The following is a 15787-nucleotide window of genomic DNA, read 5'->3' as shown; positions in this document are numbered from 1 at the left end:
TAGGAGAAGAGCCGATCGAGGAGTCTGATGCAAGGCTTTGGCAGGCGCTGGAAGCAACAGAGAAGGATGCCGGGAAATATGTGCTTGCAAGCGGCAAATCGCCTGGCAACAGGGTTCTCTCTTTGAAGAAAACCAATAATTGATTGTGAACCATGCCCGCAGGAACTGCTGATCCCTCCGGCTTCAGGCGCACCATGCGCCTGGACAAATGGCTCAAGCTGGCCCGCATTTTTCCCAGCCGGGAACAGGCCGCGCGTGAATGCGAGTTGGGCCGTGTCAAAGTGAATGACCATGTCGCCAAAGCCTCGAAGCCGGTAAATATTGGCGATGTTTTGACCGTCAAAGTCGCGCATCACTACCGCACGCTCACCATCAAGGAAATCCCCACGCGCGGTCTCTCCGCCAGGGATGCCAAACTCCTCTACGAGGAAACCACCCCCGAGCTTTCACCCGAAACGCTGGAGATGATGAAACTGATGAAGGCAGCGGAGCGGCAACTGCCCCGGCCGGCAAAGGGCCGGCCCACCAAAAAAGACCGGCGGGAACTGGAGCGTTGGCGGGGGCTGAGACGATCATGAAACGCTCCCAACCCTCTCCCTCCACCACGGTGGTGCGCCGTCCACAACACATGGACCCATCCGCGCCCGGATTGCGACGGCTCAAACTCTTCATGGCCATTACCGGCGGGTGTCTTGGATTTCTCTCCTATCCCGCCATCAATTGGACACCGCTGGTTGCAATCGCCTATGTGCCTTATTTCTGGCTGCTCAATCATTGCAGCGGCATCAAGGAGACAGTGAGATACACCTGGCTGTATTCCTTCGTCATGGCACTCGGCGGGTTTTTCTGGATTGCTTACACAGTAGTTGAATTTGGCGGTTTGCCGTGGTGGCTGGCCGTGCCCATCATGCTGTTATATGCGGCCGTAGGCGCTGCCAATCTTGCGGTCACCGGCGGATTGGTGGCGTGGCTGCGCCGGCCTCTTTCCATGAAATGGCAGGTGCTGTGGGTGCCGGCAGTGTTTGTCCTCGTCGAACGGTTCTTCCCCAAACTGTTCGACTGGTATGTCGGCAATGCCATCTACAAAATCATTCCATTGATTCAAATTGCGGATCTGGGCGGTCCATTCCTGCTCACCTTCCAAATCCTGTTGGTCAACTACGCCATCTTCGCCCTGCTCGAACCCGGGTTGCGCCATTGGTTGGGGCACAATTTGTCACCGGCTTTCGACCATTCGGAAAAAATTATCACCGCCGGCGCGGGGATGGCCATGCTGTTGTTCAGCCTTGGCTACGGTCACTTTCGTCTACATCAGGTCGAAGAACAGATGCGGTGCGCCACGCACAAGAACATTGGTGTGGTGCAGGGCAATCTTGGCAACTACGAGCGTTTGCAGGCGCAGTACGGGGATACCGCCACGATCTACAAATTTTTCGAAGTCCACCGTGACCTCACGCGCAAACTCATCCAGCCAAACCGGGAGCAACTCGACCTCGTGCTGTGGCCGGAGGGCGGCTATCCCTATCCTTTTCCGGAATTCCACCCGACCCATCAGGAGCTGGCGGATCTGGCCGAACGAGCCGGTGCGCCGATCGTCACCGGTGGCTATGTGCGGGAACGCAAACCGGTTTACAAAATTTACAACTCAATGAGCCTGACGGCACCGGGGAAATTCGAGCCGGTGGCGCTGTACAAAAAACACATTCTCCTGGCCTTCGGCGAGTACATGCCCTTCGCCGACTGGTTTCCGGCGCTCAAAGACTGGATTCCGGCGGTGTCAACCTTTGGCACCGGCCCCGGCCCGGAGGTGATGATTTATGGCGATTTTCGCCTCGCTCCGCTGATTTGCTACGAAGCGCTCTCGCCGCACTACATGCGTGTTTACGATCAAAAAAACGCCAACCTCATCCTGAACGTGACCAATGACAGTTGGTACAGCCGCTTCCAGGAGCCGGAGCAGCATCTCGCGCTCTCGCAATTGCGCTGTGTCGAAGCGCGCATGGCGCAGGTGCGCAGCACCAACACCGGCATTTCCGCGGTGATTCTGCCCTCCGGCGAGATCACCCACCGCACCGCCTTCGATACCGCCGCCTGCTTCACCGCCCGCGTGCCGCTGATGGAAATGCCGCCGACGATCTATGCGCGCTATGGTGACTGGTTGGTGGCATTGCTGGGAGTGCTGGTGGCGGGAATGCTTGCCATGCGTTGGTGGCAGAAAAAAAATAAAAAGGCAGCGGGTGAACACCGGCTGCCTGCAGCGTCTGCACTGTGACGATCACCCAAACCGTTCTTCGGTCCAGGGGTCGCCGTGCATGTGATAGCCATAACGCTCCCAGAAGCCCGGCAGGTTGCGCGCGAGAAACTCCAGCCCGTTGAGCCACTTCGCACTTTTCCAAAAATAGAGCCTGGGCACCACCAACCGCAACGGCCCCCCGTGATCACGTGCCAGCGGCCGGCCATCGTAGGTGTCGGCGAGCAGCACGCCGGCATCATACATCTCTTCGAGCAGCATATTGGTGGTATAGCCGCCATAGGAATGCTCCATCACCACCCTGGCCGTGGGCAGCGGCTTGGCAAGCTCCGCGATCACAGAAAACGGCACCCCTTCCCATTCCGTATCCAACATGCTCCAGCGCGTGACGCAATGAATATCGACGTGAATCTTCTTGCGTGGCAACGCCTGAAATTCCTCCCAGGTCAGCGTGATCGGATTCTCCACCAAACCCCACACCTTGAGCCGCCAATCCTTCAAATCAACCACTGGTGTTTCTCCATAAGTCAGCACCGGGAATTTCTCCGTGCGATACTGGCCCGGGGGGATGCGTTCACGCAACTCGGCATCCGGCTGGCGGCGGGGGTCAGCCTGCCGCAGACGTTGCACACGTTTGATCGGATCGAAAAACGACATGACGGCCAACCTCCGCGATGGTGCAATTCCAGCAGTTAGTTCTGAAACAGGAGCTGTCTGAAAACCTTCCAAGCCGGGTTGAGTCCGGGCTTGCAAAACACCGGGGGGCTCCTGCAACTGCCAAGCCAGTGCAGGAGCGTTGTCTCCAAACCTTGCGACCTCGGACGGATACAAAATAAACCGCGATGCAGTTGGTTTTATTCCGCCCTTTGCGAGTCCACAAAGCAGGTGAGGCTGGGCTCAGCGGGAGAGAATATAGGCCGGCATCATTCTCATGCAAGCGCTGTTTGTGGCAGCGTTGCGGCAAGGTTCCAGTGCCCAGGGTTGCCGTGACGTCAGAGCAAGCAGCCGATAGAAACAAAGTTCAAGCTCCTGGGACTGGTTACTGTGGTGGCTTGGCACGGCGATGCCTTCCCCTTTAAGGCATCAGGACGAGGGAATCGGGATAGACCGTGTAGCTGATTCGCAGGGCAGGATTTTCGATGCTGACAGCGGTGAGGCGAACACTGTCCCGCCTCTTGTGCGACATGGACAGCACGGCAATCGACGTGTTCGAGTTGAAATTGATCTTCGCCCAGGTGATGCTCGCAAACGAACGGCCGCCTCCGCCCATTGCGGTGGGTGTGCGGTACCATGATTGCGCACGCAAGGCAGCCGCTATCAATGTTTTCTGGATTTCCTGCTGATCATGGAGGGCAATTTCCTCGTGGTAAAGCTCCATGCCACGCACCAGGGCAACACCGACGATGACAGCAGCCAGGATTAACGGAAAGAGTTGCTGATTCCCCATGACTTACTCATAGAATAAAATGACTTAGCCCATGAGGTATTGTGAATTTCGGCAGGAATACCCACCATATACCCAAAATCTGTGCTCAAGTAGCGGCAGGAGGCACCGAATGCGGAGTTTCCTGAAAGATCTTGTTGTCGTGCGTTTCACCCCCTGCTGGCTGCCATATCACTTCATTTGTTTGGAACAAAGCATTGGGAAGGATTTCCTCTCAAGGCTGATCTCGCTTGGTCAGGCCAGGCGACTGCAAATCGGCTCGAAATCAAGAAATCGATGGCACCGGGCTTGGTTTTACTTCTTGTGAATCCGGAACGACCGGGGGAAAAGCACACCCCCTGTGAAACCGGTGATTTTTATTGGGGGTGACGCGTCTGTTCCAGCAACAGCACAACGCTTGCGCTTGCGCGGTTTTTTTTCTATTTTGGCTCGCCTGTCGGGGTTGGGCGGCGGAGACTATGGCCTTCACCCGCACTTCCGCCAACCGGCGGCCGGGCGGGCGCGCTCAGCGGCGCCTTATCATCTGCACGTCATCATCCCGTGCTTGATATTCGACGGTTCACATGTCAACTTCAAACCTGGCCGAAAACACACGCCAGCGGCCTGCCGTGCCACGGAGGCCGGCCGCGGTTGCGCCCATCCGTGTCGCCGTGCTTGATCTCTATGACAACCTGCCCAACGAGGGCATGCGCTGCATCAAAGAGCTGCTTACTGAGAGTGACGGCAAATATTGGGCGCAACCCGTCACCTACGAGATTTTTGAAACCCGCTACAAGGCGGAAATTTGCACGCTGGATTTCGACATCTATATTTCCACCGGCGGACCGGGCAGCCCGTTTGACGGCGAAGGCAAATTGTGGGAGCGCCGCTACTTTCAATGGTGGGAGGCGATCTGGCGGCACAATCAGCGGGAAGCGCAGGCACACGCCCGCAAATATGTCTTTGCCATCTGTCATTCCTTTCAGATGATGTGCCGTTTCTTCAAGCTCGCGGCAGTCACCAAGCGGGGGTCGAAATCATTCGGCATCATGCCGATTCACAAAACGCCAGCCGGCGAGCGTGAGCGTTTGTATGCCAGCCTGGGAAATCCGTTTTATGCCGCGGATTTCCGCGATTGGCAGGTGGTGGAGCCCAACACGACGGTACTGCAAGCTTTGGGTGCCGAGGTTCTCTCGCTCGAAAAGATTCGGCCGCATGTTCCACTGGAACGCTCGATCACCGCCATCCGGGTTTCGCCGGAAATCATCGGAGTGCAATTTCATCCGGAGGCCGATCCGCGCAGCATGCTGGTGCATGCCGTCAAACCGGAACGCAAGCAGGACATCATCGCCAGGCACGGCGAGAAAAAATACCAGGAGCTGATCCGCCGGCTGCAGGATCCGGAATGCCTGGCCGCCACACGCCGGGCCATCATTCCCGGGTTCTTGCAGGATGCCATTGCCAGGCTGCGGCCCGAATATGCCGGCCAGACCGTGAACTAGCCGCCCCATGGCCGCCTGCCGGGGTGCACGATTAAGCAGGACATGAGCACACGCCGGGCAAAAAAAACGCATTATTCGATTCGCGAAGTGAGCCGCATCACCTCGTTGCAGGCCTACGTCCTGCGCTATTGGGAGACGGAATTTCCCGAATTGCGGCCCCGGAAAAATCGCTCCGGCAACCGTGCCTACAGCCTGGAAGACATCAAGCTCATCTTCCTCATCAAAAAATTGCTGTACCGCGAGAAATACACCATTGCCGGCGCACGGCAGCGCCTGAAAGCCATACGGCAGGCCAGCCCACAGTTGTCGCTCTCCTTCGACGATTTGCGCAGCGAAGATGCCCTCTACGAAATCAAAAAAGAGCTGGAAAACCTGCTGAAATTGCTGCCACCCAGGCCGGCGGCAGCGCGTGAGGGCGCGGCACCGCTGCACGAGACGGCTGCCGGTGCGGCGCCGGCAAACGTAAAACCGGCCATGACGAACGGGGATTTGCCCTCACCAGCATCTTCGCCATCATCTGAACACACATCGAATTGATCAAGACGACGGACGATTGTCCGACATTTTCTGATCACTCTTTCATCCAGGCGGGAGCGGAGTATGAGAAAAAGCCATCGGCTTTGGACGCTGACATTTTTCACCGGCCTGGCGATCTTCTTCCCCATCGCCAGCCTGGCGCAGGGCTTGGGCAGTGCCTCGAACACGCTCAAGTTGAACAGCCGCACGATCATGATCCAGGAGGGCTGGAGTACCGAGTTTATCCTGAAGAAGCCGGCACAGGCCATCGCCTCCCTGCAGCTTTATTCCGAAACCAGTTGGGAGGAATCCGCCGTGCCCGGCGTGGTGCTGGGGGTGGCGGTGGATGGCAGACTGCGTTCTCACGTCGTCACGGTCCGCGGTCGCGCTTTTCATTACTATGAAGTGCATCTCGGCCATCTCAACGCCGGCAGCCATACCCTGGAAGTGCTGCGCGCCGATTCCTCGAAGAGCGAACGTGAGCGCGAGCTGAAGATGGTCAATGTCCGGCTCGACCTCTACGAGGAGGATCACCCCCACTACGTCATGCTCGCCCATGCCCCTCTGCTTTTTGGCCGGCGCGATGGCCGCCACTCGGATGTGCCGCTCCTGCTTGCCTATACGGCAGAATATGATGCCGCGCGGCGACCGCGGCGGCTAACTTACACCGTGGTCTACAGCAATGAAGATGCCGGCACACCGCCGCCGGGGCTGTTGCACCGCTGGGGGCGCTACGCCGATATTGAATGGGCCTACCGCGTTGAACTGGAGCCCAATGGCGAACGCAAAATCGCCTACTACCAGGGCCGTAATCACAAAACCATGCAGTTTCGTGGGGGCCTGGAAAACAATCAACCCACTCTGCAAATCATCACCCGCAACAACATGCTCTCCGACACGCTGGCCAGCCGGCTGCGCTTCGCCCTGCCGCCGCGGCTGGAACTGCCGGAGGGCGAGGCGCGCGAACGCCTGCTGTTGATGCAGCCCTGGACCTGGCAAGTGAGTGCGGCGGAGGCACGGCGTGAGCAACAGCACAGGCTGACAGGTCCCGCCGAGGAGCCGATCGCGGATTTACGCCGTTATCTCTTCGTGGAATTCCACGCCCAACCACTGCAGGCAAACCGGGAGAGCGGTGGCTTTTTCATTGCCAAATATCGCAACGCCGCGGGGGAATATGCCTCCCACTTGTGGTCGCCGCAGCTCGTGATCACCTCCTCCGAGCCGTATGCGCGGCAAACCGCCCTGCCCCTGCCGGAGGGCACCACCGCGGAAGATCTGCTCTGGCTCGACTTCGTCGCCGACCCGGCGGGCAGCGGCGTGATTCTGACTGCCATCAATCAGCTTTTCGCCCTCGATGAGCAGGATTTGCCACGCATCTGGCGGCCGAGCTGGTCCGGCCGTGTGGCGCTGCAACCCGGGGAAACGATGCGCTTTCATATCGAAGGCTTCCACATGAAGCGCGCCAAAGCGCTGCTGCTCACTGCGGAGAACTGGTCCTTCAAAATCGACCCCTGGTTGCAAGGCAGTCCCACGCGCTGGGGCGACGGTCAGATTCACGAACAGCTCTGGCCCAAGGTGCGCCTGGGCGATGCCTGGCAGGAGGCCAATCCGCCCGGCTATGAGGGCGTTTCATGGTATCGCCACCAGTTCACACTCGACCGCAGTTGGCGCGGAGAAAAAGTATGGTTGCGTCTGGGAGAGGTCGCGGGTGCCTGTCAGGTTTGGCTCAACAACAAATCGTTGTTTGCCGCGGAGTCAACGGCTGCGACGACACCGGAGAAGCCGCCGGTTTTGGACCTCACGCCCGCGGTGAGATTCGAACAGCCGAACAGCCTGGTGATTCGCGTGGATGGTCGCGGCACGCTGCCGGCAGCGCTGCGGGGGCCGGTGGTCATTGGCAATCTCCAAAGCGCGGTTGCGCAACACCGGCCGGCTGCCATGATGGAGCCGAGCCTGGATGAGTCCGAGCCGTTTGAATATCTGCGCCGGCCATGGGCGTTGTTGGGCGCGCACAACGCCACAGCCATGGCACAGGTCACCGCGGAGGGCTTCATCTACACCGGCGCCAGCGAGATCATGTTTTTCGGCGGAACGGATTTGCAGCCGCTCACCTGCCGCGACAAAACCCTGCAAAATGAATATCTGCCGATCGTGAGCTTCGGCACAAGCCGGGACAGCGTGCGCTACCGCTTCAAAACTTTCACTGCCTGGCCTGCTGATTCCGCCGGCGCGGCGCAGCATTATGTCGAGATCGAGATAACCAACACTGGCAAGGGCCTGCGGACGGCACCTTTGGGGGTGGGCGTGCGCTTTCGTGGTGAAGGGGTGCGCCTGCCAGGGACGATGCCATTTCAGCCGGAGTGGCAATATCGCGTAGCCGGTCGGCAAGTGCTGCGTGGCGGGCAAGTCATTTGCATTTTGCCCGAAACGCCGCCGGCGCGCATCGAGCTGCCGGCACGTGCGCGGCTGACCGCCCATGAAATGGCCGGTTTGATCTCCTACCAATTCAGCCTGGCAGCGGGTGAATCTCGCCGGCTGGTGCTGATGATTCCCGCAAGACCTCTGGCTCCCGGCGTGGGCGATTCTCCTCACGATCCACAACTCGCAGCCGCGCAAACTGCAGCACAATGGCAAAAATTTCTGGAGGCCGGCGCCCGTTTCGACTTCCCGGAGGCCAAGATCGGACAGACGCTGCGGGCTCACCTCATCTACAATGCCATCCTGTTCGGCGAGCCGGCGCGGCTAAATCCTTCCCACTTCGGTCAGGCGGGTGAGGCCGCCGCCGCGTTCGATTTGATGGGCCATCATTCACTGGCGGAAAAAATACTGCGGGGCATCATACAGCGGCTGCCGGCAAACCGCCATGCCGTGGACTCCACCTCCACCGCCACTTGGGAAACCCTTGCCCGCCTCAGCCGTGCGGTGCGGCAACATCTCGAATTCAACAACGAATCGCCCACCGGCCGGGCTTTCCTGCAAGCAGTGCGGGACAAGCTGCAGCAGGCCACCGGCCATTCCCCGGCGCCAGCAGTGGCCTGGCAGGTATGTGCCCTGGAGAATGCCGCCACCATCGCCAGAGTGAGCGGACTGTCCACTCTGGCGGAGCATTACCTGCAGCAGCATGAGGGGTTGCAGGCCACGCTGCGGCAACAGCTTTTCCGCCGATCATCGACCTCAGGGACAACCGGCGCAAGCAAACGCATGACGGACGCAGAGGCCCGTGAGCTTTTGCAGGCGGCGGTTGCGGCACAGGTGGTGGACCCGGGTGATGCCGGAGTCAGTGCAGCCATTCACACCCTGCGCAGCAGTTTTGAAGAAGGTCTTTATGTCCGGCCGGCAGACGGGAGCCTGGATCCACACATCACCCTTCTGCTGGCGGAGGCGGCATTGCTCCGAAATGAGCCGGATATGGCAGTACAAGACTTGTACGCTTTGCTGCTCCACACCAGCGCCAGCCACCAACTCATCGGGACAAAAATGCAGCCCTGGAGCGAGCGGGAGGAGCTCGAGATAAATCTGCCCGGCGAGGCACCAGGCGCAAAATTGATCACACTGGTGCGCAACATGTTGCTGCGCGAGCAGGGCCGGGATTTGCATTTGTTCCCCGCCGCATCTCCCGCCTGGATGAAGCCCGGCGGCAAAATCACCCTGACCCAAGCCAGCACAAAATTTGGCCGAATCTCACTTGCCGCCACCACGCTGGCAGACCGGCTGGTGATCGACCTGGAACAACGCTGGCAGGTGGTACCACGTTATCTGTGGTTTCATGTACCGAAATTTGCCGAGGTAACGAGTATTCTGGTTGACCGGCAGGCGGTTGCTCCACAGGTGGAGACCATTCCGCTCTCGCCTCATGCCCGCCGGGTGGAGTTGGTGTGGAAAAACACCGCCCCCGGCCGCCGCACGAGTCTGGCTGCCACCATTGATGATTTTCGACGCGAGTATCGCGGCCGCCATCAACTCTGGCAGGCACAGAGGCGACCCTGAAAACGCGGAACTGGCACAACCGGCAAGCCATAAACCCCGACACCAGGGCTGTTCCGGCGCTGGCCTGCCCCGCCACAATCTGGTGGGCACAAGGCCTCGTGCCGCTTTGGGCGGCAAGCACATGATGGGCTCGTTTTCGAGTAAGCAGCAATTTCCACTTGTAATTGAAAGTTTCGACGCTTATGTTTGGCTGCAGTTTTGAAGCTCCAACGTAACCAGGCGGTCTGCCCCGGATCTCGCTGCGGTATCGTGAGCAACTGCGCGTCGCTTCTCGCCACTTAAATCGAGAGTTCCCATGCCCGGCGAAAACACCGATAAGCACTGGCAAGCCGGTGACAGCAGGGGAGGGAAGGAAATCCAAGACTGGGAGCGGCTTCTGGCAGATGCCAAATCCGGCGATTCTGCGGCACTTGCAATGTTGTGCAGACATGTGCGCAAATGCGCCCGTGCCTTCGTGCGTCACGACCGCCTGCCGTCCGGCCTTTCTGATGAAGATTTTGCGCAAGAGGTGATCGCTGCCTTTCTGGGAAAGCTGCACAGCATACGTCATCTTCCCGCATGGCTGGGGGTGGTTTGTACCGCGACGAGAAAAAGATTCATTCGAAAGCGTTACCGCGAATGCTCCGAATCGCTCGAGGCGATGTTTGAAACACCCGGCAGAGACCTGCCGGAACTGCAGCTGTCGCATGAGACTGCCCGCCTTGAGAACCGGTTGGAGATCGAACTGCTTCTCCAACACCTGCAGCCGGAGCAGCGGCTGGTTATCGTCATGCGCGTGCTGGATGGCTGGGAATACGATGACATTGCGCAGCACTTGAAGAAGCCCATCGGGGCCGTTCGCCTGCTGTATTTTCGCGCAAAAAAAAAGCTGTTTAGCCTGATGCATCCAAATTATGGGGAGGGTCGTCATCATGGACTTGACGCACACCGAGCACGAAAGCGTTAAGCGAGCTTTGCGCCTGGACGAGCCGATTCCGGAAACCCTGCTGCAGAAAGCCCACCAACATTTTCAGCATTGTCAAAGCTGCCAACAGCTCATTCGCGACTCTGCGAGATGGCGTCAACGCCTCAGCCGTTACCTGCAGGCCAGCCATCCCAGCGCAGACGCCATCCTGGAATATCTTGCCGAGAAAAAACAGGCAGAGTGTCTGAGTGAACACTTCACGCCGGCGGGCACCGCACGCGCGGTGCTCGCCCATTTGCAGGAATGCAGCCTGTGCCGCAAACGCCTGGCCTATTACCGCCGGAAAAGTGATGCCGCGGAGCGCATCGTGGCTGCGGTGCTGGCAGATGAGCGGATCGAAAAGAAGGAACTGCCCGCTTCCCCGCCCTGCCTGTTTGCCCGCCACAAGCGCAAATCATCACGCCGGCTGGTCTCCCTCGTGCTGGCGGGCTGTGTGCCCGCCTTCTATCTCGGCAGCGTGGGCGTGCGCCAAATTTGGCAATCCCCCTTTCATCGCCTGGGGTCTCTTCAACATGAGGATTTTGCCTCTTTCGCCGAGCGCCGGGCGGGTGCCCCCGCGAATGCAGAGGCAACTTCGCTCCAAGAAATCGAGCTCGATTTGATTGCGGGGGAGTTCCAACAGGCACAAGCTGCCGCGCAGCGGTTCATCGCGCAGGAAAACCGCAACGGCTACCGGCTGTTGCGCGCAAGCTTCTATGATCTCTTCGCCAGTTTGAAACTCGCGCACCAGTCGGTTTGGAATCCTCTGGCGCCCCGTTATGATGCCGCGATGGTTGCTGCTGCGATCAGCCGCAGCGAGCCGGTGGTGGCCAAAGCCGCCGCGGATTCTTCCTTGAACCGAATACAGACCTTCTACCTGATGCATTTCTATCTGGCCAAGGGATATTTGATCCTGCAGGATCCCGTGCGGGCGCGGGAACACTTGTCGGTGACGGCCGCGCGACCCAATGACCGCCAGCGACGGGCCATGCAACTGCGGGACCAACTTGACCGGGTCATCCTGAACTCAAAAAATTCATAAACCAACTCCTGCCGCTCCCGCGGAGCATCAACCTCCTTCTGCCCCGTCCGGCGAAAGGATGAGGCCTTCCTCGTCTTCGCCTTGCAAGATTTGTTTTTGAAACCCGCACCGGTTTTCGCTATATTGCCGGCGCCGGCCTCAGCCAACGGCGCCGGTGTGATCGCTTTCCCCGAACTCATGCTCTGCAAGGAACCTCCGGAATGGCTGTGCCTGCCCCGCAATTGCGTTGTAACAAATGGCTGACCTTGCTCCAGGCTTTTGCTTTGTTCGCCCTGGCTGCGTTTGTGAATTTTTCCATTGCCGGTGCCCACATGAGTTTGGGACTGCTGACGCTCACGCTTGTCCTGCAGTTCGTCCGGCGAGGGACGCACGGCACCTGGACCGCGCTGACACTCGGTTTTGAGTGGCCGCTGCTCGCCTTCACGCTTGCCTGTGTGCTGGCCACCGTGCTGTCCGAGACACCAGCCGAGAGCTTGCGCAACCTGCGGCATTTGCTGACGGTGCTGGGCGCCTATGGCGTCGCTCATTCCCTGCGCCACCATCCCGGCTGGCGCCGGCCGCTGTTGTGGACTTTTGTGGCGGTGGCTGCCGGCACCGCCGGCTACGGCCTGTTGCGTTTCCTGCTCGGCGCGCATGTCAAAGTCATGGCCACGCAATCGACCACCATGACCTGGGGCGCGCTGGCCGCCATGTTTGCCTTGATCGCGACACAAGTGGCACTGGCCGCGCCCTCCCGGCGAGAGCGCGGGTTGGCGATGCTGGCCCTGTTGCCGCAATTACCGGCCTTGCTGTTCAGCATGGTCCGTGGCGCTTACGTGGGCTATGCTGCCGGCGTGCTCTATCTGCTCGCGCGGCAATGGCGGCGCGCACTGCCCATTGCGGCAGCGGTGCTGGTGGTGGCATTTCTGTTTTCTCCGGTGGCGCTGCAACAACGCATGCTGAGCATCTTCGATCCCAGCGTCACCACCACCCAGGTGCGATTGGTGCAATGGCAATATGCCCTGCAGATTTTCGCCGACCATCCACTGTTCGGGGTGGGCTGGCGTGATCTGGCGGCGCTGACGCGCAACTATGCGCCACCCGGCACCGATTTCAACGAGGGCATCGCCTATGACGTTTTTCACATCGGCCATTATCACAGCACCTATTTTACCCTGCTGGTCAGTGTGGGCGCGGTGGGCTTGCTTGCTTTCGGCTGGTTGATGGTGGAGGTGTGGCGCCGCCTTGGCCGGGTGCTGGCACAGGCGAATCCCGCAGGGCAATCACTCGTGCGTGCAGTGCGTGCCGCCATGATCGGTTTTCTGGTTGCCGGGCTTTTTGATTGGACTTTCGGTGACGCCGAGGTGGTCACCATGTTTTGGTTCCTCATCGGCTATGGCTTGGGGCAGGTGGAGCCGAGGCCGGCTGCGCCCGCCGGTATGAAACCGGCCGTGACATGAGCTTCCTGCGCAAGAGCTCGCTCACCCTGGCGAGCCGCATCGCCATCGCCGTCTTCGGCTTTCTCATCTCGGCTTTGACCGCGCGCTTTCTGGGTCCGGAGGGCAAGGGTTTTTATGCCGTGCTGACGCTCCTGCCCATGCTGCTGGCGCAGGTTATCAGCCTCGGTCTTACCAATGCCAACATCTATCTGCTCGGCCAAAAACGCGCGGAACTGCGCCCGGCCGCTGAGAATGCGCTCATCTTCTCACTGGCCGCCGGGGCGGCGCTGCTCGGGCTTTACTGGCTGCTGCGGCCATGGGCAGATGCGCTATTGTTCAAAGACATCGCGCCCTCGCTCACCGCACTCGCCGTCTGGGCGGCTCCCTTCCACCTTCTGTTTTTGATTTTCAACTATCTTGCACTGGCGGACGATGATATTGGCGGCTTCAACCTGCCCAATCTCAGCCGGCAGGTGCTTCTGTTGTGCGGTTTTTTGCTGTTGCTGTGGGGGCACGGTCTGCACGTGACCAGCGCCATGCTGTGGTGGAGCGCGGTGAATGCTCTGGTGGCGCTGCATGCCTGCCGGCGGATTTATCAACGAGCCCGCTTTGGCCTGCGCTGGCATTCCAGGCTGTTTCGCGAGACGCTGGGCTACGGTCTTAAAACCTATCCCGGCATCGTGCTCTACCTGCTGAGCTGGCGCCTCGATTTCATTCTCTGCAATTCCCTGCTCGACGCAACGGCCGTGGGTTTCTACTCCACCGCCACTGTTCTCGCCGAGATACTCTGGTTCGTGCCACAGACCTTGTCCGTGGTACTGCTGCCGCAGGCCTCCCGGCTTTCGGAGCTTGAAGCCCGGGAGCTCACCTCGCGGGTCTGCCGGTTTACCCTTTGGCTTACCCTGCTGGCCGCGCTGCTGCTCGGGCTGCTGGCTGATCATATTGTGACGCTGGTTTTCGGGCCGGCGTTTGTTCCGGCCGTGCCGGCGCTGTGGTTGTTGTTGCCCGGCGTGGTGATGTATGCGCTCAGCAATCTGCTCACCAGCCATTTGGTTGGCCGCGGCCATCCGCGGGAAAACAACCAGGCACTGGCTCTGGCTTTTTTTGCGAATCTCGGCATCAATCTCTGCACGATTCCGCGCTTCGGCATTCTGGGCGCGGCGCTGGCCAGTTCATTGTCTTACACTCTGGCGACGCTCCATCTGCTGCGCGCCTATCAACGCCTGAACGGCGCTTCGCTGGCGGAGATCATTCTGCCACGCCGTGCGGATCTCCACCTTCTCGAGAACCTCAAATCCTCCCTGATACGTGAATGATCCGGATCACCCTCTGCCGCTCTCCTGAAAATCTCAACGCTCGCGATCATTTTTCCCGGCCGCGGCGACAAATGCAAAAGGCCAAACCAGGGTGTCCTGATTTGGCCTTGAACGTTGCCACAGGCGCCGGTCAGTCCGGCCATCTCAATTCCGGTTGCGGCGCTGAAACCAGCGTTCGCTGCCGCTGACGGCGGCGGAAAAGCGAAAAATCTTTTCCCTGGTCAAATTCCCCGCTTCCACGCCACGTGCGCCGAATTCGATGGCAAAATCAATGCGGCTGAAGCCGCGATTGAAAGGCAAACCCACACCCCCGGTCACGGTCCATTCCGACAGCTTGCGCAGATCATTGGCGCCGGCCGGCTCGCGATAGGGCAGCTCACTGAGCGTAAAGCCGGCACGATATTGCAGCCGTTTGAAGAAACCTTCCAGCGGGTCGCGGCTGGGCATAACCTCAACCCCCAGACCGAAGTGATTGGCGTTCACACCCTGCGCGTCGAGCAGCTTGTCGGGATCGACCTTGCCCCACTGCTGCCGGCGCCATTGCGCGGCCAGCAGCCAGTGTGGATTGGGATGATACCCCACACCGGCACCGAACCACGCCGGCAATTCGACAGTACGCGAGAACAAAACGAGGCGGTCATCATCGAATTGGGGATAATGGCTGATCTCAGTGCTGAGCTGCACCGGCAGACTGAACACCGCCCCCGCCTCCCAATTGCCGATCTGTGTCTGCACGCCGCCATGCATGCCGAAGCCGCCCAGTTTGATCGTGATTGCATCCTTGGTGCTGCGATACAGGGAATTGGCGTGGCGCACCTCCCAGGTGCGCTCGATCAAACCGAAATAGAAATCACCGGCCACCCCCAGACGGAAGCGGCCGAGGGTTGCGCCCAGCGCGATGTAGGCGTTGTCCAACCCTCCCGATCCCACCAGTGATTCTTCATATTGCGTGGAATCAGTGGCACCCTTGCCGCGGAAGGCATATTCCACCCGGCTGTAGGGCTGCAGACCGAAGGCGAAGGTGTAGCCGCGTTTGAGCGACAGCAGGAGGCTGACACTGCTGACATTGGCATCTTGAAAACTCGAGTTGCTGCCCTGCCTGGCGAAGCTGGTGCGATCGTAGAGAAACCCGCCCTGAATGTGGGTGGTGGTGATGCTGGCCATGGTCGCAGGATTGAGCAGGTAGATCGACACGCTGTCGGCGATCGCCAGGCTCACGCCGCCCATGCCCAGGGCCTTGGCCTCGTCACGATAGCGAATCAGGCCGATGCCGCGCCGTGAATAAATCGACTGGGCAGCGAGCCATTCCGGCAAAACTGCCAGCAGCAGGATCAGGAGTACAACACAATGAGGGGCACGCTTCATCATGGTGACAGGAGCAGAAATTGG

12 protein-coding genes are annotated in these 15787 nt (G+C 59.7%); 9 read left to right on the top strand and 3 right to left on the bottom strand.

Going from position 1 to position 15787, the window contains the following annotated elements:
- Positions 1-152: 152 nt before the first annotated feature.
- Both ONB52_05985 and lnt read left to right on the top strand, forming a co-directional pair.
- Positions 153-578: an RNA-binding S4 domain-containing protein gene (locus ONB52_05985; GenBank protein ID MDZ7415695.1), complete on the top strand. Its 426-nt coding sequence runs from the start codon at positions 153-155 to the stop codon at positions 576-578.
- Positions 575-2272 carry an apolipoprotein N-acyltransferase gene (lnt, locus tag ONB52_05980; GenBank protein ID MDZ7415694.1) on the top strand — a complete coding sequence of 566 codons (1698 nt, stop codon included), beginning with the start codon at positions 575-577 and terminating at the stop codon, positions 2270-2272. Before ONB52_05985 ends, lnt begins: the two co-directional genes overlap by 4 nt.
- Positions 2273-2275: 3 nt before the next feature.
- On the opposite strand, the gene ONB52_05975 is transcribed toward lnt, so the two are convergent.
- Positions 2276-2908, bottom strand: coding sequence for a sulfite oxidase-like oxidoreductase (locus ONB52_05975; GenBank protein MDZ7415693.1), 633 nt, complete (start codon positions 2906-2908; stop codon positions 2276-2278).
- 418 nt (positions 2909-3326) lie between these two features.
- Entirely contained in the window at positions 3327-3698 is a 372-nt protein-coding gene (locus ONB52_05970; protein ID MDZ7415692.1) for a hypothetical protein, read from the bottom strand.
- Between the two features lie 560 nt (positions 3699-4258).
- Between ONB52_05970 and ONB52_05965 the strand changes: the two genes are divergently transcribed.
- The 7 genes from ONB52_05965 (at position 4259) to ONB52_05935 (ending at position 14398) form a co-directional block, all read left to right on the top strand.
- Entirely contained in the window at positions 4259-5176 is a 918-nt protein-coding gene (locus tag ONB52_05965; GenBank protein MDZ7415691.1) for a GMP synthase, read from the top strand.
- A 42-nt stretch (positions 5177-5218) separates the two neighbouring features.
- On the top strand, positions 5219-5713 hold the full coding sequence (locus ONB52_05960) for a MerR family transcriptional regulator (protein MDZ7415690.1): 495 nt from the start codon (positions 5219-5221) through the stop codon (positions 5711-5713).
- A 63-nt stretch (positions 5714-5776) separates the two neighbouring features.
- Positions 5777-9679: a hypothetical protein gene (locus tag ONB52_05955; protein ID MDZ7415689.1), complete on the top strand. Its 3903-nt coding sequence runs from the start codon at positions 5777-5779 to the stop codon at positions 9677-9679.
- Between the two features lie 295 nt (positions 9680-9974).
- Positions 9975-10625 carry an RNA polymerase sigma factor gene (locus ONB52_05950; GenBank protein ID MDZ7415688.1) on the top strand — a complete coding sequence of 217 codons (651 nt, stop codon included), beginning with the start codon at positions 9975-9977 and terminating at the stop codon, positions 10623-10625.
- On the top strand, positions 10591-11664 hold the full coding sequence (locus ONB52_05945) for a hypothetical protein (GenBank protein ID MDZ7415687.1): 1074 nt from the start codon (positions 10591-10593) through the stop codon (positions 11662-11664). Before ONB52_05950 ends, ONB52_05945 begins: the two co-directional genes overlap by 35 nt.
- A gap of 200 nt (positions 11665-11864) precedes the next feature.
- On the top strand, positions 11865-13103 hold the full coding sequence (locus ONB52_05940) for an O-antigen ligase family protein (protein MDZ7415686.1): 1239 nt from the start codon (positions 11865-11867) through the stop codon (positions 13101-13103).
- A complete protein-coding gene (locus tag ONB52_05935; GenBank protein MDZ7415685.1) occupies positions 13100-14398 on the top strand; it encodes an oligosaccharide flippase family protein in 1299 nt (432 codons plus the stop codon). The genes ONB52_05940 and ONB52_05935 overlap by 4 nt, the downstream gene beginning before the upstream one ends.
- Before the next feature lie 144 nt (positions 14399-14542).
- Here the strand turns inward: ONB52_05935 and ONB52_05930 are convergent, their stop codons facing one another.
- Entirely contained in the window at positions 14543-15766 is a 1224-nt protein-coding gene (locus ONB52_05930; GenBank protein ID MDZ7415684.1) for a hypothetical protein, read from the bottom strand.
- Positions 15767-15787: the final 21 nt, after the last annotated feature.

This window comes from candidate division KSB1 bacterium (genome assembly GCA_034506255.1).
Taxonomy (GTDB): Bacteria; Zhuqueibacterota; Zhuqueibacteria; order Zhuqueibacterales; family Zhuqueibacteraceae; genus Coneutiohabitans; species Coneutiohabitans thermophilus.
This window is presented reverse-complemented; position numbering and strand designations above follow the sequence as displayed.